Below are 19,401 nucleotides of genomic sequence, written 5' to 3' on the forward strand. Positions count from 1 at the left end.
TGTTCAGAAAAAATGCGACCAGACCAAGACCTAGTAATGCTCATGAAAAAACATCCACAATTAGTTGTTGAATCTAATTTTTCCTTTAAAAACTCAACAACTTTTTTTTCGCAAAGGATGACAAAATTAGAGTATACGGACAACCACAAACAAAAAATAGTTTATTTTTTTCACGGAAATCTATCCTCAGAAGAACTAGGTTATTTTATGGATGAATTTTCAAAAATGTTCCTACAAAAAACAAATATTTCACAAGTCATCCTAGGGGCGAAAAATATACCTACCGCTTATAGAAATATGCTTGATCACTTTGATGTTTCTTGGTTCGAAATTGATTTAACACTTGCTAAAAACATGATAAAACAACAAGAAAGTACGAAAATAAACTTTAAAAATCGAATTGAAAGATCAAAGTATCATGATGCACTGCTTGTTTTCACAGAAGGATTCTTAGGTGCAGACTTGAACACTTCCTGGGACGACTTTTCATTACTTGTTTCGGATCAACAAGTCTCTAAAGTAGAGGGTGAGTCCCCAAACTGCAAGGAAAGAGTATTTCAAATTTATTACCGCCATCAACTGCGTTATGAAGGTCTCATTCAAATAACCTATCAGAAACGTAATGAATTGATGCAATGGCCAGATCTGTTAACTGTGTGTATGACAGAAGTTAATTCCTTAAATGAAGATACTCTTAGAAACGATGTATTTAAGTTAAGTATAGATTTCCAAACGTGTGTAGATTGGAATACAGGTTATCTTTTTACAGAAATCCTTTGTGATGATGAAAGGTTAACAGAAAGAGATGCAGAGAGGATTCAATATATTTTGCAAAAATGGAACCTTCATCATAATTACTCTTTTCATTTAGCGGAGTATGACCAAGCAGATCTGGAATATTTCATTAAGAAACTAATATCAATAACTTTATTAAAAAGTACTGCCCATAGCAAACAGCCTATTTCTTAATGTCAGACGAAATCCTCCAATACACTGGAGGATTTCGTTTACATAAAGCAATAATAGATGAGCGTAATTCACTAAATAGCCATAATGAAAACGGCAACATTGTGAATGTGAATAATTTCACAATATAACTATAGCTTTATAAAATTATGTACGATATACTAAATTTGTAAACAGATACAAACATTATATTTTTTTAAAAACAATTGTGAAATACTTCACAATAATTTAAAAGGAGGAATTAAAATGGCCGTTGACGAGAAGAAATTAAAAAATGTGACAGATGCTGTAAAAGAGGTTAACAGGTTGGTGGAAAAAGCTCAAAAAGCCTATAAAGCATTTTTTAATTTTGATCAATACCACATTGACACCATCGTAAAAGAGATGGCTTTAGCAGGGGCAGATCAACACATGCAGTTAGCTAAGATGGCGGTAGAGGAAACAAACAGAGGCGTCTACGAAGATAAAATCATTAAAAATATGTTTGCAACAGAATACATTTATCATGCCATCAAGTACGATAAAACAGTAGGCATTGTTGCTGAAAACGAACATGAAGAAATGATAGAAATTGCCGAACCAGTTGGGGTTATAGCTGGGGTAACCCCGGTTACAAATCCAACTTCAACGACGTTGTTTAAAATTCTTATATCAATTAAAACAAGAAACCCGATTATTTTTGCTTTTCATCCATCCGCTCAAAAATGCAGTCAAAAAGCAGCCGAAATACTTTATGAAGCAGCACTTAAAGCTGGAGCGCCTGAAGGATGCATTCAATGGATTGAGAAACCATCTATTGAAGCAACGCAACAACTAATGAATCACCCAGGTGTGGCCGTTGTTTTAGCGACAGGTGGAGCTGGAATGGTTAAATCGCCTTATAGTACTGGGAAGCCAGCTTTAGGAGTCGGGCCAGGGAATGTACCTTGCTATATCGAAAGAACAGTTAATATTAAGCAGGCAGTGAATGATTTAATTCTGTCTAAAACTTTTGATAATGGCATGATATGTGCTTCCGAACAAGCAGTTATTATTGAACAAGTCATCTACGAACAGACTAAAAATGAGTTAATTAAAAATAATTGTTATTTCTTAACAAACAATGAACGGAAACTAATTGAAGAACTAGCTATCAATGAAAATACATGTGCGGTGAATCCAAAAATTGTGGGGATGCCAGCAGCAGAAATCGCAAAAATGGCAGGATTAAGTGTTCATCCTGATACGAAGATATTAATTGCTGAGTTGAAAACAGTTGGACCAGAATCACCGTTATCAAGAGAAAAGCTAAGCCCGATCCTAGCTTGCTTTATAGTAAAAGATGTAAAAGAAGGGTTTGATCGTGCCGAAGAAATGTTAGAGTTTGGTGGTCTAGGTCACACAGCTGTGATCCACTCAGCCAATGACAATGTCGTTCGTGATTTTGCCTTACGTATGAAAGCCGGAAGAATTATTGCCAATTCTCCATCTTCACAAGGGGCAATAGGCGATATATATAATGGTTACCTTCCATCTTTAACATTAGGTTGCGGCTCATATGGTTCTAACTCTGTGTCTCAGAACGTTGGTACAGTTAATCTTGTGAACTATAAAAAAGTAGGAAACAGGAAAAACAATATGCAATGGTTCAAAGTCCCGCCAAAAATCTTCTTTGAAAAAAATTCTAAACAGTATTTAGAAAAAAATGCCGGATATTTCTCGTGCGATGATCGTTACAGATGCCATGATGATCAAAATGGGGTATGTAGATAAAGTTCTTTATTATTTAAATAAGCGCCAGGACAAAGTACAATATGAGATTTTTTCTGATGTAGAACCTGACCCATCTATTGAAACAGTAATGGCCGGTGCTGAAGCGATGAAGGCATTTGAGCCTGATGTTATTATAACCCTGGGTGGAGGATCAGCCATGGATGCTGCAAAAGGAATGTGGGTTTTCTATGAGTATCCAGACCTTGATTTCCAAGGCTTAAAACAAAAGTTTCTTGATATTCGTAAACGAGTATATAAATATCCGAAGTTAGGAGACAAAACAAAGTTTGTTGCGATTCCAACGACTTCTGGAACTGGCTCTGAAGTCACCTCATTTGCAGTAATTACTGATAAAAAAAATAACGTCAAATATCCTTTAGCAGACTATGAATTAACTCCTGACGTAGCCATTATCGACCCTGTATACGTACAGTCTGTACCACCGTCTGTAACAGCTGATACAGGAATGGATGTCTTAACACATGCGATAGAAGCCTATGTTTCTGTCATGGCAAATGACTATACAGATGGATTAGCAATGAAAGCAATTCAACTTGTATTTGACTACCTGCCAAGAGCCTATCGAAATGGAAATGATGAACTTGCCCGAGAAAAAATGCATAATGCTTCTACGATAGCCGGGATGGCATTTGCTAATGCATTCCTAGGGATTAACCATAGTTTAATTAGGTGCAGAATTCCATATCCCTCATGGACGTTCAAACACGATATTAATGCCACATGTGATTCGTTACAATGCTGCAAAACCAAATAAATTTACTGCGTTTCCAAAGTACAACCATTTTATAGCAGATGAAAGATACGCAGAAATTGCTAGAATGCTAGGATTACCAGCTAATACTACCGAACAAGGGGTGGACAGTCTTGCCCAAGCCGTAACAGCATTAGCGAAAGAACTAGCTATTCCAATGAGTATTGAAGCGTGTGGTGTAAATAAAAAAGATTTTGAAGCAAAAGTAGATAAACTCGCTGACAGAGCATTTGAAGATCAGTGCACAACAGCAAATCCAAAACTACCTCTTGTAACCGAACTAGCCGAGATATACAGACTAGCATATAAAGGTCTTTAACACGTTAGACATTGTTGGATCACCTCTAAGTCGAGGTGATTTTTTTCTTTAAGAGATAAGAATTTATAACATTGGCAGCTATCTTTACGCCACGCGTGTCAAAGGGAAACCCATCTCCTATGGAGTAGCACCTACACGTATTACGTAGGTGCTACTCGGGGGTGGCAAAAGATAACAATGTAATTAATAAAAGACGCTACGCGTTTTTCTTATGTTAATCTTATTACGACAAGCTTTTACATTGATGCATAGATATATCCTTTTATATTTGCAACTATGTGGTTATCCCGTACAATTAGAAGATGAGAGGAGAGATACCGAAATGAAAAGTTTAAATGAAGATCTGATGGAAATAAAGGATCAACTTCGAAGACAATTGAAGTGGAAAGAACATGCGGAAAGACTTCAAACGCAAATTAATAATAAGAAAGAAATCACTTCCATTCTTGCAGAAAAACTTGCAGATGAAAAAGAAGACGTCGAAAGCTTAAGAAATCTCTCCATTGCAAATATCTTTTCAACGATCGCTGGCAATAAACAAGAGAAATTATTGGTTCATGAAAAAGAAGTAATCGAAGCGAAATTAAAATACCAAGAAGCCTATAAGGTTTTATCTGAATTAAAAGAAGAGCAACAAGAATATTTATTAAAAATAAAGAAATTAGGAGACCTAAATTCTATTTACTCTAAGATGTTAGACCGGAAAGAAAAGCTCATTCATGATGAGCAGAGTATTTGGAGTCAAGCTCTTTTTGATCTGACCGAAGCTGAGGTTGATGTATTGGGTGGGCTGCAAGAATATGAAGAAGCAATCGAAGCAGGAGGGATTGCCCAGCTAGCACTAGGTGACGCAAAAACCTCTTTTGAGAAAGCTAAAGGTTGGTCAACGTTCGATATGTTTGGTGGAGGCGTTATCTCAACTTCGATGAAGCACAGTCATTTGGATACTGCTAAAAACACGGTTCATGAAGCCGAAAAACGATTAAGACAATTTCAAGATGAATTGTTGGACATTCAAAACCATATGAAAATAGATCTAAGCATGAGTGAACTATTAACTTTTGCAGATTATTTTTTTGATGGAATCGTCATAGATTGGATGGTCCACAATAAAATTACCCAAGCAATGACCCAAATTGAAGAAACATTTGACTTAGTGACAAGAACGTTAAAAAAACTGGAAGAAGAACAAATACTACTACGTGAAAAAATCGACGAATTATCATTAGAAAGAATAAAACTTATCGAACAAGCTTAGTTGTCGATAAAATAATTATGTAAACTAAAATAGAATGGGTGAAATGGTAGATGACTGAAAAGGTGAAAATGATCGAGGGAGAGATGTATTTTTCCAATGATCCCGAATTACTTGAGTTAAGAGAAAGAGCCAGAGATTGGATGAAAAACTTTAGTGAACTTCCGATTAGAGCCTATAAACAAAAAGAATTGATGATAAAAGAGTTTTTTGGTCATGCTGGAAATACCCCCTTCATCGAAGCGCCTTTACGATGCGACTATGGCTTCAATATATATGTTGGGGATGATTTTTTTGCGAATTTCAATTGTACACTTTTAGACGTCTGCAGAATTGATATAGGGGACCGCTGTATGCTGGCTCCTAATGTTCAACTATATACGGCCACTCATCCCATCGATCCTGTTCAAAGAGCTTCAGGTAAAGAATATGGTAAACCAATAAAAATAGGAAACGATGTTTGGATTGGCGGGGGTGCAATAATTAATCCAGGTATAGTAATTGGAAACAATGTTGTTGTCGCTTCAGGTTCCGTTGTGACGAAGAATGTTCCTGACAATGTAGTAGTCGGGGGAAATCCCGCTGCAGTCATTAGATCCATCGAGCTCTCAGAGTAATATAATTACGAATTTGTATAGGAGGCACACTTGTGAAACTATTTGTTTACGGAACGTTACGAAAAGGACAGAGTAATAATCAAATAATCGAGAATGCAAGTATTTTTTCTGCGCAAGCCCGAATAAAAGGAAAACTATACGACACAGGGTATGAGTATCCAGCCTTGGTTTTAAAAGGAGATACCTATGTGTTTGGTGAAATTCATGAGGTTGATGATAAACTACTCCCTAAATTAGATATGCTTGAAGATTATGATGAATCAAGGTTAGATAACCTTTATTACCGAACTAAAAAAATGATTGAAACAGATAAAGGTGCAGTAGAAGCCTGGGTATACGTCATTGATCATCAACACGAACAAGAATTGAACCAGCTTGTTCCGTTCCAAGATTGGAGTATCTACCAATGGTATGCATCTGTAAAAGAAGTTAATTATTTTGCGTACGGTTCGTGTATGGATTTGGAAAGAATCGAGAAGGCTGGAATGAAACGAGAATTTTCAAACGTAGTTGGTATTGGAACATTAGACTCTCATACGATGGATTATTTAATTTCTCAAAATGATGGGGGACGGGCGGATATCATTGAGTCGGATGTTACTGATAAGGTAGAAGGGATCATTTATGCAGTTTCAAAAAAGGCCATCGATTACCTTTTTCATCGGGAAGGCGTACACTCTGGAAACTACCGCCCTATACTAATTAACATTCAAACAGAACAAGGAACACTTAAGGAGGTCTTGTCATTCACCGTCATACATAAGGAGACCCCCTGTGCACCGCCAAAGCACTATTCAACAGAGATTTTGCGAGGTGCTAAAGACAGATTATCTGCAGGTTATTATAAAAAACTGGAGAAAAACTTAGATATTCTTACTAAAAATTCAAATAATCGTTAAAGAAATGCCTGTCACATAGGTTGCCAAATGATTTCGCCTTTCTTTTCTTCCGGTTCTAATTCCACGTGAAAACGATGTTTTTTATAGAAATATTCTAAACGATCTACATGTCCCCAATCGCGCTTTGAAATCGCACCGGAAATAGCACGTATATTTTTACGTTCCGCTGTGTACTCTTTCAGAAATCTCATACAAACAGAGCCAAAGCCAAGGTTTTCTTTACCGCGAATATCATCTATATGGACACAGAAGTCATTTTTATAATGTGCGTGTATTGAAAAATCCCATTTCCCTTGGTAAGGTTTTTCACAATCATGAGCCATAACTTTACAAATATTGCCGTCATCACTAACATAAATAATGACCCACTTATTTTCTTTTGTTTCATCTATTCCGAGTACATCGTGGTGTTTAGAGATTTCCTTCATATTTTGCTGCATACGAAATACTTGAAATTCTAATTCTTCTAATTCACTGAAACGATCTTCTTTCGTTTTTTCCTGCTTTGGATCAAAAGCAGTTGGATAATAAAGCATTAGATTCACCTTTCTTATAAAAATTTCAATTCTACACTCACAAGTTTAGTATTCTACTAAAAACGACACTTAAATTCAAGGGTTAAATTATATTTTTATATATTAAAAAAGAAAGATTGCATCCCCAAAAAAAGTAAGATAGAATAGTAGGATAATCAAGATATCGTATTTCGTTAAATTATAAATCTATATCTTGTATGTTAATTTCATAATAATAAGAAAATTAGGTGCCTGGATTGCTAGGCTTAATCGGGAATTCGGTGCAAATCCGAAGCTGTCCCCGCAACTGTAAATGTGGACGATTTGAGGAAACCACTGTATAAATTTGTCATCTTTTGATGGTGATTATACAGGAAGGCTCAAAGTAGGATGAAGCAAAGTCAGGAGACCTGCCTTGTTTTCTTAGTTTCTGATCTTCGGGGGTTGAGCATGAGAAACGGTAGAGGATTAAAGCAGACGATTTTTTCGTGTGATTTTGAACGTCACTCGTTACCCCTCTTACCGTTTTATGTTACCTTCCCACCGATTGGGAAGGTTTTTTTGTTTTAATCTTTTAATTTTTTATGCTATCCAGCATCTAAAATAGAGGATTAAACTTCTCCCAGTGAGACGAGACGGTACCGCTTTTCTACTTTGAAAGGATGAGATGAATGGTAAACACAACAGTTATAAGAAATGATATAAAAACAGGAATCAAAAATTTACAAACTCGATTTCCTGATTTATCATGGGAAGCATTTCAAACCCGTATTGATCACATCGATGCTGGCAGTGGTAAAAATAAATCGGCATACGTACTAGGTGCTCTAGATCAATTACATGCAGAGGAATCAAATTGGACATATGTGGCAGCAGATCTTTATGCTAAGCAGTTATACGAAGAAGTGGAATTGAACCGTTCTTTTCCTGCTTATGAGAATTTCTCTGGTTTCATCAACAAGCTGGTTGATGAAGGTTTTTACAAAAAAGAACTAGCCGACAACTATTCAGCAAAAGAACTCATCGAAATTGAAGCAGTAATCAACCATAAGCAGGATGAGTTATTTACATACATTGGACTCAAAACATTAGCTGATCGATATTTAGCTCGTACACACGATGGCAGGCTTTTAGAATTGCCGCAAGAAAGATTTATGGTCATTTCGATGAGTTTAATGATCAAAGAACCAGAATCACAACGATTAGCACTTGTTAAAGAAGCTTATTGGGCATTATCTAATCTTTACATGACCGTTGCTACACCGACTCTCGCTAATGCAGGGAAAACGCATGGTCAGCTTTCTAGTTGCTTCATAGATACAGTGGATGACAGCTTACGAGGAATATTTGATAGCAATACCGATGCAGCTACTGTTAGTAAAAACGGTGGTGGACTTGGTATTTACATGGGCAAAATCCGCGCTAAAGGTTCTTCGATTAAAGGGTTTAAAGGGACGTCTTCAGGTGTACTACCTTGGATGAAGCAATTAAATAATACTGCTGTCAGCGTCGATCAATTAGGCCAGAGACAAGGAGCCATTGCTGTTTATCTTGACGTTTGGCACAAAGATATCTTTTCATTTTTAGATGCAAAGCTTAACAATGGTGATGAGAGACAACGTACCCACGATTTATTTACTGGGGTGACATTGCCTGATTTATTTATGGAAAAAGTCGAAGAACGGGCTGACTGGCATTTATTTGACCCCCATGAAGTTCGAACAGTGATGGGGTTCTCTTTAGAGGATTTTCACGATGAAGAAAAGGGTAAAGGACAATTCCGCCAGCGTTATGAAGAATGTGCAGCAAATGAAAAGTTATCCAAGGATACGGTTCCCGCTATTGACATTATGAAGCGAATTATGGTTTCTCAACTTGAAACAGGGACTCCTTATATGTTTTATCGTGACACGGTAAACAGAATGAATCCAAATCAGCATAAAGGGATGATATATTCTTCTAATTTATGTACGGAAATTATGCAAAACATGAGTTCCACAACAGTCGAAGAAGAAGTGACCGAAGATGGCATGATGATTACCAAGAAAAATCCAGGTGATTATGTAGTGTGTAATTTAAGTTCTATTTCCCTTGCAAAAGCTGTGCAGGAAAACGTGCTTGAAAGACTGATAAATATTGAAGTTCGGATGCTTGACAATGTGATTGATCTTAACACAATCGAAGTGCCTCAAGCACAAATCACCAATCAAAAATACCGTGCTATCGGACTAGGCACATTTGGTTGGCATCATTTACTGGCTGAATTGAAAATAACTTGGGAATCAGAGGAAGCTGTCTCTTACGCAGATGAACTTTATGAAAAAATTCACTACTATACGATGAAAGCAAGTATGAAACTAGCAAAAGAAAAAGGACCTTATCCAGCTTTTGATGGCTCTGATTACGCAACCGGCTCTTATTTTAAGAAACGGGGATACGAGTCTGAGAAATGGAGAGAGCTTCAAGAAGAAGTAAGGTTGTCTGGCCTTCGTAATGGATACCTGATGGCAGTGGCACCAAACTCCAGTACTTCCTTAATCGCAGGTTCCTCGGCATCGATTGATCCTATTTTCAAAAAAGAATATGCTGAGGAGAAAAAGAATTACAAGATTCCTGTAACTGCGCCAAATTTATCAAAGGAAACAACCTGGTACTATAAGCCAGCTCACACGATTGATCAGCATTGGAGTATTAAACAAAATGGTGCCAGACAAAAGCATATTGATCAATCTATTTCATTTAATTTATATGTAAAAAATAATATAAAAGCAAAAGAACTGCTAGGTCTTCATTTAGCTGCTTGGGATAATCAACTGAAAACAACATATTACGTACGTTCCACATCAAGCGAGCTCGAAGATTGTGACAGTTGTTCTAGTTAATCATCTGTTTTACTAATGGAGGAATAGAAAATGACGAAGCTTACACAAAGAAAACTATACGATGTTAATGCTCCTAATGCGTCAACAGGAATTATCCTGGGAGAAAGTTCCAATATTTTAAACTGGGATGATGTACGCTTTAAATGGGCATATCCACTTTATAAAAACATGCTAGGTAACTTTTGGACTCCTTTTGAGATCAATATGAGTACGGACGTAAAGCAATTTAAATCACTTACACCACCAGAAGAAGATGCTTTTAAGAAAATCATTGGACTACTTGCATTTTTGGATAGTGTTCAAACTGATTATGCGATGCACGTTTCGAAATATTTAACTGATTCCAGTTTAAATGCACTCATGACCGTGCTAGCATTTCAGGAAGTTGTCCACAATCAAAGTTATTCTTATGTCCTATCCAGTCTTGTAAATAAAAATGAACAAGATGAGATTTTCGAGTATTGGAAACATGATCCAATCTTAAGAGAAAGAAATGATTTTATTGCTGAGGGGTATGAAGCATTTGTTGAGAATCCGACGCCACGAACGCTATTAGAATCCATTGTCTATGATGTAATTTTAGAAGGACTTAATTTCTATTCTGGATTTAGTTTCTTTTATCACTTAGCACGAAATCAAAAAATGGTTTCCACATCAACCATGATCAATTATATAAACCGCGATGAGCAGCTACACGTATTTCTTTTTGCGAATATCTTTAAAGAGTTACGAATAGAAAACCCTGAATTACAAACGGAAGAAATCGATCAGTTTGTAAAGGATACGTTTATTAAAGCTGCCGAACTTGAAATAAAATGGGCTAATTATATTATTGGCGAGAAGATCCCTGAAATTCCAATTCAAGATCTAGAAGATTATATTAAGTTCATGGCAAACAAACGGGTCAACGAACTAGGTGTGGAAAGACCTTTTGAAGGATATCGCTCGAATCCGATGAAGTGGATTAAAGTTTATGAAGATGTAAATCAAGGGAAGACCGATTTCTTTGAACAAAAATCCAGACAATATACCAAGGTCTCAGAAGATAACGACTTTGATGATTTATAAGAAAAACGCGTAGCGTCTTATATTTAAACCTCAGTAAAAAAGTTAAAGACATCTAGTGTCTTTAACTTTTTTATATTTTGAAGAAGTTTTTCACGAATTCAGTCTTAGAGTAAATCATGGCAGATTTCTTTACTTTTTGAATCGTCTAGCGTAGCTTTGAGATAGACATCATGATAAAAAATCAAAAGGAGGAAAAAGGAATGACACAGCGATCAAAACAAGAAATTTCAGATTTTTTAAATCGTGCAGAAGTCACTTCTGTAGGGACTTCCAACATGGGTACTCCCAGACAACGAATGATGCATTATGCTGTAGACGAATCTTTTAATGTCTATGTAACGAGTATGAAAGGTGATCCGAAAGTTATTTAATGGAGTAATATTCCAGAAACAGCAATGTTGATCCATCAAGGTCAAACATTTATGGAAATGGAAGAGTGTGAAATTATTGGACGAGCTTCAGTCGTTCGTTCCGAAGAGGAAAGAGCAAAAGCAGCCAAACTTCTTGGACCCAGATCCCCAATTGTTGCACAGTTCCAGGAGCAGGATGCCGTCGATCGACTGGAATTCATAAAAATATTACCATATACAGTAAAATATAGATTTGTCCCTGAAATTCTTCAAGGGGAAGCTCCTACAGTTATTGAATTAAAAGAAAATCAAGATAAGTCAACAGATAAACAAGATTTAAAATCGCGTTTTAATGCTTGGAAAGAAGCAATTAGACCGCTATCATTAACTGCTTCATTTATTCCTATTGTTATTAGTGGTGCAATGGCCTTCGCACTTACTGATTTCTTTAATTGGTCATTATTTATTCTAACGTTACTTGGAGGTCTTATGGTCCAAGCTGGTACGAATATGATTAACGACTGGAAAGATGCAGAAAGGGATACTGAAAACACTCAAGGAATCCGTCCATTTACTGGTGGTTCAAAAATGATTCAACTAGGTCTTATTTCCAAGGCGGATATGGGGTTTTTCGGCATTCTACTAACGATAATCGCCGGTTTAATAGGTTTATTTCTAACCTTTCAGAGTGGTTGGGGAATAGCACCTTTAATCGGTTACGGATTAATCGCTGGTTTCTTTTATACGAATGGGAAAGATAGGTTTTCATTCATTAATCTATCTGTCGGGGTTGCCGAAGTGTTAATTGCAACTACCTATGGTGCGGCAATGATGCTAGGTGCTTTCTATGTTCAAACAGGAATGCACTCTACAGAGGTATTACTTATTTCTATACCAGTAGCTTTACTAATAACGAACGTTCTGTTAATTAATCAATTTCCAGATGCAACTGCTGATGAAGCAACCGGTAAAAATACCTTGGTAGTCAGGCTTGGCAAAAAAGGGGCAAAGAATGTACTTCTTTCATTATTTATCATTGGATATGGAGTAATTGCCTTTCTTCCACTTGTCGGTTTTGCACCTTATACCATCTATATTTCGTTTTTATCCTTGCCGTTTATGCTTCAAGCAATTAAGTATGCTCAAAAATATTACGACAAAGCACCTACAGACTTAATTTCCTGTAATGCGCACACAGCAATTCATCATTTATTTACTGGCCTATTATTAGCAATAGGCTATCTCGCATTATCACTCCATGTTTGGATAATTACGTTTCTATTTATTGGTGCTGTGTTATTTGTCTTATGGGTTTGGAAATATATTGAACGCAGACGACGTGTGATGAGTGACTTTAAGAAAGCCTTCTCTTCCTAATAATATTTTTCTTTGAAACGGATGTTTAGAAAGTTATATTTAAGTGAAAACAGTATTGAGTAGGATAAATTTAGAAAATCTCACTAAGGAGTGATGTACACATGGCAGATATCATGTTAACAACAAAAGCAACAGCTAAAGGTGGACGTGAAGGGCACGTAAAATCTGACAACGGTGTCATAGATCTTGATTTATCAATGCCAAAAGGTGACGAAATTCCTTCTGGTGTTTCAAATCCTGAGCAGTTATTTGCAGCGGGCTATGCAGCGTGTTATGACGGGGCATTAAACTTAATGGCGTCTAAAGAAAAAAAGAAAATTGATTCCTCCATTACTAGTGAAGTTAGTTTAATGAAAGATTCTGCAGACGGTGGCGTAAAAATTGGTGTTGTACTTCATGTGAATATTGAAGGTGTAAGCCAAGGAGAAGCAGAAGAGTTGGCTCATAAAGCACACGATTTTTGCCCTTACTCTAAAGCTACACGAGGAAATATAGATGTAGAATTAGTTGTAACTGCAAAATAAATGTTCTTCAAGGGTCCGGAGGCTTTGCTTTCGGACCCTTTTTTTATGGCTGCTTTCCGCGGCCAATGCTTCACAAATTATGATATTAATAAAGAATTAGGAAGTCACTTTTCGTGAGAATTCAGTTAAATCACTGTATAATATAAACAAAGGTTACCACTGAAAAGGGGGGACTATTTTGAAAAAGTTAACTATACTATCGTTAACTATCTTATTCTCCATCATTGCACTAATATTTGTACCAATTATATATGACTATTTCACAAAGCGTTCTTATGGTAGTGAACCACTTGAAGTTGATGTCCAAGAAGACACGAGAGAAATAGCTACCTTTGCTGGAGGGTGTTTCTGGTGTATGGAAAAACCTTTCGAATCAATCGAAGGTGTGAATGAAGCTGTAGTAGGCTACATTGGCGGTGAAACTGAAAATCCGTCCTATGAAGACGTCTCTGCTGGTAAGACGGGTCATGTAGAAGCAGTTCAAATTTTATATGATCCAAACTTGGTTAGCTATGAGGATTTGTTGCAAGTTTTGTGGAGACAAATAGATCCGACCGACGAGGAAGGTCAGTTTGTTGACAGAGGTGAACAGTACACTTCAGGAATCTTTTATCATGATGAGGAACAACAAGAAATCGCCGAAGAATCAAAAAAACAATTAGCTGAATCTGGTCGTTTTGATGAAGATATTGTCACCCCTGTAAAATCAGCAACTACTTTTTATAAGGCGGAAGAGTATCACCAGGATTTTTATTTAGAAAACAGTGTACGATATGAGTTTTATCGATCTAATTCTGGCAGAGACGAGTTTATCGATGAGTTTTGGGGCGAAGAACGTGACTATGAAATAACACCACCAGGTGATGGGGAAGTAGTATTCTGGCGTGAATATGAAAAAGAAACGGAAGATGAATTAAAAGCTCGTCTATCTGATATTCAATATAAAGTGACACAAGAAGATGACACGGAAGAAGCCTACAATAATCAGTATTGGGATAACGACGAGGAAGGGATATATGTCGATATCGTTTCTCAAGAACCGTTGTTCAGTTCCGTTCATCAATATGAATCTGGTACTGGTTGGCCTAGTTTCACGGAACCCATTATCCAAGAAAATATCGTCGAAATCGATGCATGGGGATTCCTCACAGAAACAAAAGAAGTTAGAAGTCAGTATGGAGATTCTCATCTGGGTCATGTCTTTACGGATGGACCTGAACCTACCGGACTCCGTTATTGCCTGAATTCCGCTGCATTGGATTTTATCCCCAAGGAAAACATGGAAGCGGAAGGTTATGGAGAGTTTCTTTATCTCTTTGAAGGTTAAGAAAAACGGCATAGCCGTATTAAATACAGCGTCAGCTTCCACCGCCCCGAGTAGCACCTACGTAATGCGTGTAGGTGCTACTCGAAAGGGTGGGCGGGTTTCCCTTGATACGTGCGGTGTGAAGGTAGCTGCCAATTTTATAAATTTTTATCATCTGAGAAACAAAACTTCAAAGCATCATTTATATAAAAGGGTACTGTAAAAGTAAAACAACTTTTTCAGTGCCTTCCCTTTTTATAAGGAAAGGAAATAGATTAAATAAGAGATAACGAGGTGTCCTCATGAAAAACACTTATAAAAAAGCAACATTTGCTGGAGGATGTTTTTGGTGCATGGTTAAACCATTTGATGAACTTCCAGGGATTGAAAAAGTCGTTTCCGGATATACAGGGGGTTCCGTTAGTAATCCTAGTTATAACGAAGTTAAGACAGGTGTAACCGGCCATTACGAAGCTATTCAGATTACATACGACCCATCGCTTTTCACATACGAAAGTTTGTTGAATCTTTACTGGCCCCAAATTGATCCTACTGATGATGGAGGGCAATTTTTTGACCGTGGCAGCCAGTATCGAACGGCAATATTTTATCATGATGAGGAACAAAAAATGCTTGCAGAAAAGTCGCTTGCTGAAATTGAGCAGACTTCTCGCTTTAAAGCACCGATCGTAACAAAAGTATTATCCGCATCTATCTTTTATGAAGCGGAAGAGGAACACCAGAAGTTTTATAAGAAAGAGCCGGAAAGATATGAGCAGGAAAGAGAAGAGTCTGGCAGAAAAAAATTCATTGAAGAAAATTGGAAGACCAAAGTATAAGCTTGTGAACAACCTAAGTGATGATTCTTTCTGCATTCGGGAATAGTATCCTTGAATCTCACTAAACTATAAACAATAAAGGAGTTACTATGAATAAAAATAGTTTACATCCTTTTTCTAGGTCGACTAAAGAAGAAGAAGGATTACCAAATGAAGCATTATATAATCTTGAAAAAGAGTGTAAACAATTTGAGATGGAAACATGTATTATTTATCGTAATAATGCTATTTCCTATACCTATGAACAAAAACAAGGTTTACTTACAGAAAAACACCGATTAAATTCAGTGACTAAATCAATTGTTTCATCTTTAGTTGGTATTGCATTAGAGGAAAATAAAGGATTTTCCATTGACAAAAAATTAATTAGTTATTATGACCAGATTGACAATGAGTCGATGAGCCAAGTTACCATTGGAAACCTTCTGACGATGAATTCAGGTTTTAAACCGGAAGATTGGAAACAAGTAACTGAATCACAGAATTGGATAGATACCACTTTTTCATTATCTTTAGAAGATAAACCCGGTGAACAAATGAATTATAACAACATCGATTCGCATATTTTAAGTGATCTGATTCAAAAAGTCACCGGTCATTCATCAACAGAGTTTTTAAAAGAAAAGTTGTTAAAACCAATGGATATCCACGACTATGTTTGGGAAGCAGACCCTAATGACATTCCAATAGGTGGATACGGCATATACTTAACACCAATTGATCTTTTGAAATACGGTGTGTTAATTATGCAAAAAGGGGTATGGAACAATCAACAGTTAATTCCTGCATCATGGGTTGAAGAAGCTGTATGTGGGAAAGTAAAGACGGATAAATGGAAACAACAGTATGGATACCATTGGTGGGTAAGTGAGGAAGTAAATGAAAGACAACCAAGCTTTTTCTATGCTGTTGGACGTGCTGGGAAGTTCATATTTATTTATCCTCAAAAACATCTTGTAGTTGTATTTACAGGGGCACTATCATCAAAAGATAGCCTGTTACCTTACCAATGGTTTGTAAAATATATATTAAAGAACTTGGACTAGGCGGACTTTAATGTGTTAAAAAAATGCAACGTGAACAACCTTCACTTAGTATCAACATAGAAGGTTGTTTCTTGTATCACAAGAGTAAAAGTTATATACTATAAAAAAGTAAGTAGTTGTGGAGGGATAAATTATGAAATCACTTAAGGGCATTCATCACGTATCAGCTTTAACTGCAAACGCTCAGGATAATCTACATTTTTACACAGAAATTTTAGGCATGAGACTTGTCAAAAAAACCGTTAACCAAGATGATACAAGTGTCTATCATTTATTTTATGCAGATGAGAGAGGAAATCCTGGAACAGATTTAACTTTTTTTGAAATTCCTCATGCAGCTAAAAATAGAGAAGGAACTCAGAGTATTAGCCAAACAGCACTGAGAGTCTCAAGTGATGAAACATTAAATTACTGGTTAGAACGTTTTGTAGAATATAACGTGGATAATAGTGGTATTCAAGAGCGATACGGTAGAAAAGTGATTGATTTTAAAGACTTCGAGGATCAGCGTCTACAATTAATTTCAGATGAAACGAATTCTGGAGTAGAGGGTGGTATACCGTGGGAAAAGAGTCCTGTTCCACAAGAGAAAGGAATCATCGGTTTAGGCCCCGTAAGATTATCAGTTCCGCGACCGGAAAAGACACATAAAGTTTTAACAGATGTCCTAGGATTTCAACAACATACAACGTACCAACTGAATGGTGACGAAGTAACTGTTTTTTCTACTGGTAAAGGAGGAACTGGCGCGGAAGTTCATGTTCACGCCACAAAAGATATGCCACGAGAACGTCCAGGGCGAGGAAGCGTTCATCATGTTGCTTTCAGAGTGGAATCAGAAGAAGAACTTCTTAAATGGGTTACGCATATCCAAAGCCTAGGTTATATGAATTCAGGATTTGTCGAAAGATACTATTTCCGCTCTCTTTATTTTCGAGAACCGAATGGCATTCTGTTTGAGCTTGCAACAGATGGTCCTGGATTCGAAGGCGATGAACCTTTTGAAAAGCTTGGTGAGAATCTTGCATTACCACCTTATTTTGAAGATCAACGCGAAGAAATCGAAGCAAAATTAAAACCATTGGAAACTAAATAGAAAATTACTATACAGACCGCAAGTAAATAGATTAAAATACAATAAGCGGATCAAGCAGTAGTTAACAGGAGGACTTATGAATATTGTTTCTATTTTAGTTGCGGTTTTATTTATTATTAATATGCTTCTTGCCATAATTGTCGTTTTTATTGAAAGAAAAGATGCTTCTGCGACTTGGGCTTGGGTAATGATATTATTTTTCATTCCCTTTTTAGGATTTATATTCTACCTTTTTTTTGGTCAAAACCTAACAAGGCGAAGGTTATTTAACTGGGCAGGTATGAGAAAGATTGGTATTGTGGATATAATCACCAAACAAATTGATCAAATCCGCGATCCTGAGTTTCGTTATTACGATGACAATGTTGATCCATACCGAGATCTCATATACATGCACCTAATAAATAACGATGCTATTCTTACTCATGATAATAATGTTCAATTATTAATGGATGGACAGGAAAAATTCGATCACGTTTTTGATGATATTAAACAAGCAGAGGATCACATTCATATTCAATACTATATTTTTAGAAATGATAACTTGGGTAAAAAACTTATTCAAGAGCTAGTTAAAAAAGCTAACGAAGGTGTAAAAGTGAGGGTTATGTATGATGAACTCGGTTCAAGAAACCTATCTAGGACACACTTCAAGACACTGATAGCTGCGGGTGGAGAAGTGGCTGTATTTTTCCCTTCAAGATTTCCTCTCATTAATCTACGACTAAATTATCGCAATCACCGGAAATTGATTATCATTGATGGTCAGATTGGGTATGTAGGTGGTTTTAATATTGGTGACGAGTACATAGGTACAAGCAAAAAATTTGGTTATTGGAGAGATACTCACCTTAGAATTCAAGGTAATGCCGTTGATCCAATGCAAACAAGATATATCTTAGATTGGAGTCAAGCATCCAAAAAAGCTAATATTGATTATGAATCAAGATATTTCCCGATGAAAAAAAATCTAGGCAACGCAACAATGCAAATCGTATCCAGTGGTCCAGACTCAGAATGGGAACAGATAAAGAACGGATATATCAAGATGATTATGAGTGCAAAAGAATCTATTTTTATTCAAACTCCTTATTTCATTCCAGATCAAAGTTTGCTTGATGTATTAAGGATTGCCTCCTTATCAGGGAAAGATGTTCGTGTCATGATTCCAGACAAACCAGATCATCCTTTTGTGTATTGGGCAACATATTCTCACATCGGCGAATTACTTAAAACAGGTGCAAAAGTGTATATTTATAACAAAGGATTCATTCACGCAAAAACGATTGTTATTGATAGAAAAATGAATTCCGTAGGTACAGCAAACATAGATATGAGAAGTTTTAAGCTGAACTTTGAAGTGAATGCATTTATTTATGATCAAGAAGTTTCAGAAATAGTGGCACAATCTTTTGAAAAGGATATGCTCGATTCAACTAGATTCACTGAAAAAATGTATGAAAACCGCTCGAAATGGATTCGTGCGAAAGAATCTGTTTCTAGACTTCTATCACCAGTTTTATAGTAAAAAGCACATTTAAATAGTTGTTGATTAAGTCTTCAGAAGAAAGAATGCTAAGATGCTTTAAGAAAAACAGACAATCCCTGGTAATCAGGAGTGTCTGTTTTTTTATTGCTTCTGTAAGTAAACATTGTTGTTTTAGATAATTAACTTGAAGAAACGAAACACTGAAAAGCATTAGCCTAAAGCGAATTTGAGTAACCTTCTCACCTGAATTAAAACAGCATTCAAAAGTTATTAAGGCCATTCTAAAAAAAATCGCCCGAAAATAAAAATTTGAGTTATACAACCTACAT

The 19,401-nt window shown here is 36.4% G+C and carries 15 protein-coding genes, 1 pseudogene and 1 riboswitch; of the genes and pseudogenes, 15 read left to right on the forward strand and 1 reads right to left on the reverse strand.

The features are described 5' to 3' along the window. The first annotated feature begins 12 nt into the window (after window positions 1-12). From CEF18_RS08245 to CEF18_RS08265, 5 genes and pseudogenes are all read left to right on the forward strand, one after another. Entirely contained in the window at window positions 13-969 is a 957-nt protein-coding gene (locus CEF18_RS08245) for a hypothetical protein (RefSeq protein WP_110936019.1), read from the forward strand. 243 nt (window positions 970-1,212) lie between these two features. Next, window positions 1,213-3,809, forward strand: a pseudogene (gene adhE, locus CEF18_RS08250) (bifunctional acetaldehyde-CoA/alcohol dehydrogenase). Window positions 3,810-4,131: 322 nt separating this feature from the next. Then, the gene (locus tag CEF18_RS08255; RefSeq protein WP_110936020.1) at window positions 4,132-5,067 is read left to right on the forward strand and encodes a hypothetical protein; all 936 of its coding nucleotides are present in this window, start codon (window positions 4,132-4,134) and stop codon (window positions 5,065-5,067) included. A 50-nt stretch (window positions 5,068-5,117) separates the two neighbouring features. Further along, entirely contained in the window at window positions 5,118-5,681 is a 564-nt protein-coding gene (locus tag CEF18_RS08260; protein WP_110936021.1) for a sugar O-acetyltransferase, read from the forward strand. 32 nt (window positions 5,682-5,713) lie between these two features. Further along, entirely contained in the window at window positions 5,714-6,580 is an 867-nt protein-coding gene (locus CEF18_RS08265; protein WP_110936022.1) for a gamma-glutamylcyclotransferase family protein, read from the forward strand. Between the two features lie 11 nt (window positions 6,581-6,591). Here the strand turns inward: CEF18_RS08265 and CEF18_RS08270 are convergent, their stop codons facing one another. After that, window positions 6,592-7,116 carry a hypothetical protein gene (locus CEF18_RS08270; protein ID WP_110936023.1) on the reverse strand — a complete coding sequence of 175 codons (525 nt, stop codon included), beginning with the start codon at window positions 7,114-7,116 and terminating at the stop codon, window positions 6,592-6,594. A gap of 208 nt (window positions 7,117-7,324) precedes the next feature. Beyond that, window positions 7,325-7,527: riboswitch (cobalamin riboswitch) on the forward strand. A gap of 239 nt (window positions 7,528-7,766) precedes the next feature. Here CEF18_RS08270 and CEF18_RS08275 point away from each other — a divergent pair. From CEF18_RS08275 to cls, 10 genes are all read left to right on the forward strand, one after another. Continuing rightward, window positions 7,767-9,977 (forward strand): ribonucleoside-diphosphate reductase subunit alpha, encoded by a 2,211-nt coding sequence (locus tag CEF18_RS08275; protein ID WP_110936024.1) that lies wholly within the window; start codon window positions 7,767-7,769, stop codon window positions 9,975-9,977. 30 nt (window positions 9,978-10,007) lie between these two features. Further along, complete coding sequence (locus tag CEF18_RS08280; protein ID WP_110936025.1) at window positions 10,008-11,045, forward strand: ribonucleotide-diphosphate reductase subunit beta; 1,038 nt, start codon at window positions 10,008-10,010, stop codon at window positions 11,043-11,045. A gap of 200 nt (window positions 11,046-11,245) precedes the next feature. After that, window positions 11,246-11,416 (forward strand): hypothetical protein, encoded by a 171-nt coding sequence (locus CEF18_RS25850; protein ID WP_183040933.1) that lies wholly within the window; start codon window positions 11,246-11,248, stop codon window positions 11,414-11,416. A gap of 51 nt (window positions 11,417-11,467) precedes the next feature. After that, a complete protein-coding gene (locus tag CEF18_RS08285; RefSeq protein ID WP_190238682.1) occupies window positions 11,468-12,772 on the forward strand; it encodes a prenyltransferase in 1,305 nt (434 codons plus the stop codon). Window positions 12,773-12,873: 101 nt separating this feature from the next. Next, window positions 12,874-13,296 (forward strand): organic hydroperoxide resistance protein, encoded by a 423-nt coding sequence (locus tag CEF18_RS08290; RefSeq protein WP_110936027.1) that lies wholly within the window; start codon window positions 12,874-12,876, stop codon window positions 13,294-13,296. Between the two features lie 178 nt (window positions 13,297-13,474). Then, window positions 13,475-14,623 carry a peptide-methionine (S)-S-oxide reductase MsrA gene (gene msrA / locus CEF18_RS08295; RefSeq protein WP_183040931.1) on the forward strand — a complete coding sequence of 383 codons (1,149 nt, stop codon included), beginning with the start codon at window positions 13,475-13,477 and terminating at the stop codon, window positions 14,621-14,623. Between the two features lie 281 nt (window positions 14,624-14,904). Next, window positions 14,905-15,441: a peptide-methionine (S)-S-oxide reductase MsrA gene (msrA, locus tag CEF18_RS08300; protein ID WP_110936029.1), complete on the forward strand. Its 537-nt coding sequence runs from the start codon at window positions 14,905-14,907 to the stop codon at window positions 15,439-15,441. 89 nt (window positions 15,442-15,530) lie between these two features. Further along, window positions 15,531-16,487: a serine hydrolase domain-containing protein gene (locus CEF18_RS08305; RefSeq protein ID WP_110936030.1), complete on the forward strand. Its 957-nt coding sequence runs from the start codon at window positions 15,531-15,533 to the stop codon at window positions 16,485-16,487. A gap of 133 nt (window positions 16,488-16,620) precedes the next feature. Beyond that, window positions 16,621-17,583 (forward strand): ring-cleaving dioxygenase, encoded by a 963-nt coding sequence (locus CEF18_RS08310; RefSeq protein WP_110936031.1) that lies wholly within the window; start codon window positions 16,621-16,623, stop codon window positions 17,581-17,583. Window positions 17,584-17,659: 76 nt separating this feature from the next. Beyond that, window positions 17,660-19,108: a cardiolipin synthase gene (gene cls / locus CEF18_RS08315; RefSeq protein ID WP_110936032.1), complete on the forward strand. Its 1,449-nt coding sequence runs from the start codon at window positions 17,660-17,662 to the stop codon at window positions 19,106-19,108. Window positions 19,109-19,401 lie beyond the last annotated feature (293 nt).

It is taken from the genome of Salipaludibacillus neizhouensis, from assembly GCF_002886185.1.
Classification (GTDB): Bacteria; Bacillota; Bacilli; order Bacillales; family Salisediminibacteriaceae; genus Salipaludibacillus; species Salipaludibacillus neizhouensis.

Coding starts and splice junctions, on each gene's coding strand:
- CEF18_RS08245 (WP_110936019.1), top strand. CDS start 13: ATGCGACCAGACCAAGACCTAGTAATGCTCATGAAAAAACATCCACAA.
- CEF18_RS08255 (WP_110936020.1), top strand. CDS start 4,132: ATGAAAAGTTTAAATGAAGATCTGATGGAAATAAAGGATCAACTTCGA.
- CEF18_RS08260 (WP_110936021.1), top strand. CDS start 5,118: ATGACTGAAAAGGTGAAAATGATCGAGGGAGAGATGTATTTTTCCAAT.
- CEF18_RS08270 (WP_110936023.1), bottom strand. CDS start 7,116: ATGCTTTATTATCCAACTGCTTTTGATCCAAAGCAGGAAAAAACGAAA.
- CEF18_RS08275 (WP_110936024.1), top strand. CDS start 7,767: ATGGTAAACACAACAGTTATAAGAAATGATATAAAAACAGGAATCAAA.
- CEF18_RS08280 (WP_110936025.1), top strand. CDS start 10,008: ATGACGAAGCTTACACAAAGAAAACTATACGATGTTAATGCTCCTAAT.
- CEF18_RS25850 (WP_183040933.1), top strand. CDS start 11,246: ATGACACAGCGATCAAAACAAGAAATTTCAGATTTTTTAAATCGTGCA.
- CEF18_RS08285 (WP_190238682.1), top strand. CDS start 11,468: ATGGAAATGGAAGAGTGTGAAATTATTGGACGAGCTTCAGTCGTTCGT.
- CEF18_RS08290 (WP_110936027.1), top strand. CDS start 12,874: ATGGCAGATATCATGTTAACAACAAAAGCAACAGCTAAAGGTGGACGT.
- msrA (WP_110936029.1), top strand. CDS start 14,905: ATGAAAAACACTTATAAAAAAGCAACATTTGCTGGAGGATGTTTTTGG.
- CEF18_RS08305 (WP_110936030.1), top strand. CDS start 15,531: ATGAATAAAAATAGTTTACATCCTTTTTCTAGGTCGACTAAAGAAGAA.
- CEF18_RS08310 (WP_110936031.1), top strand. CDS start 16,621: ATGAAATCACTTAAGGGCATTCATCACGTATCAGCTTTAACTGCAAAC.
- cls (WP_110936032.1), top strand. CDS start 17,660: ATGAATATTGTTTCTATTTTAGTTGCGGTTTTATTTATTATTAATATG.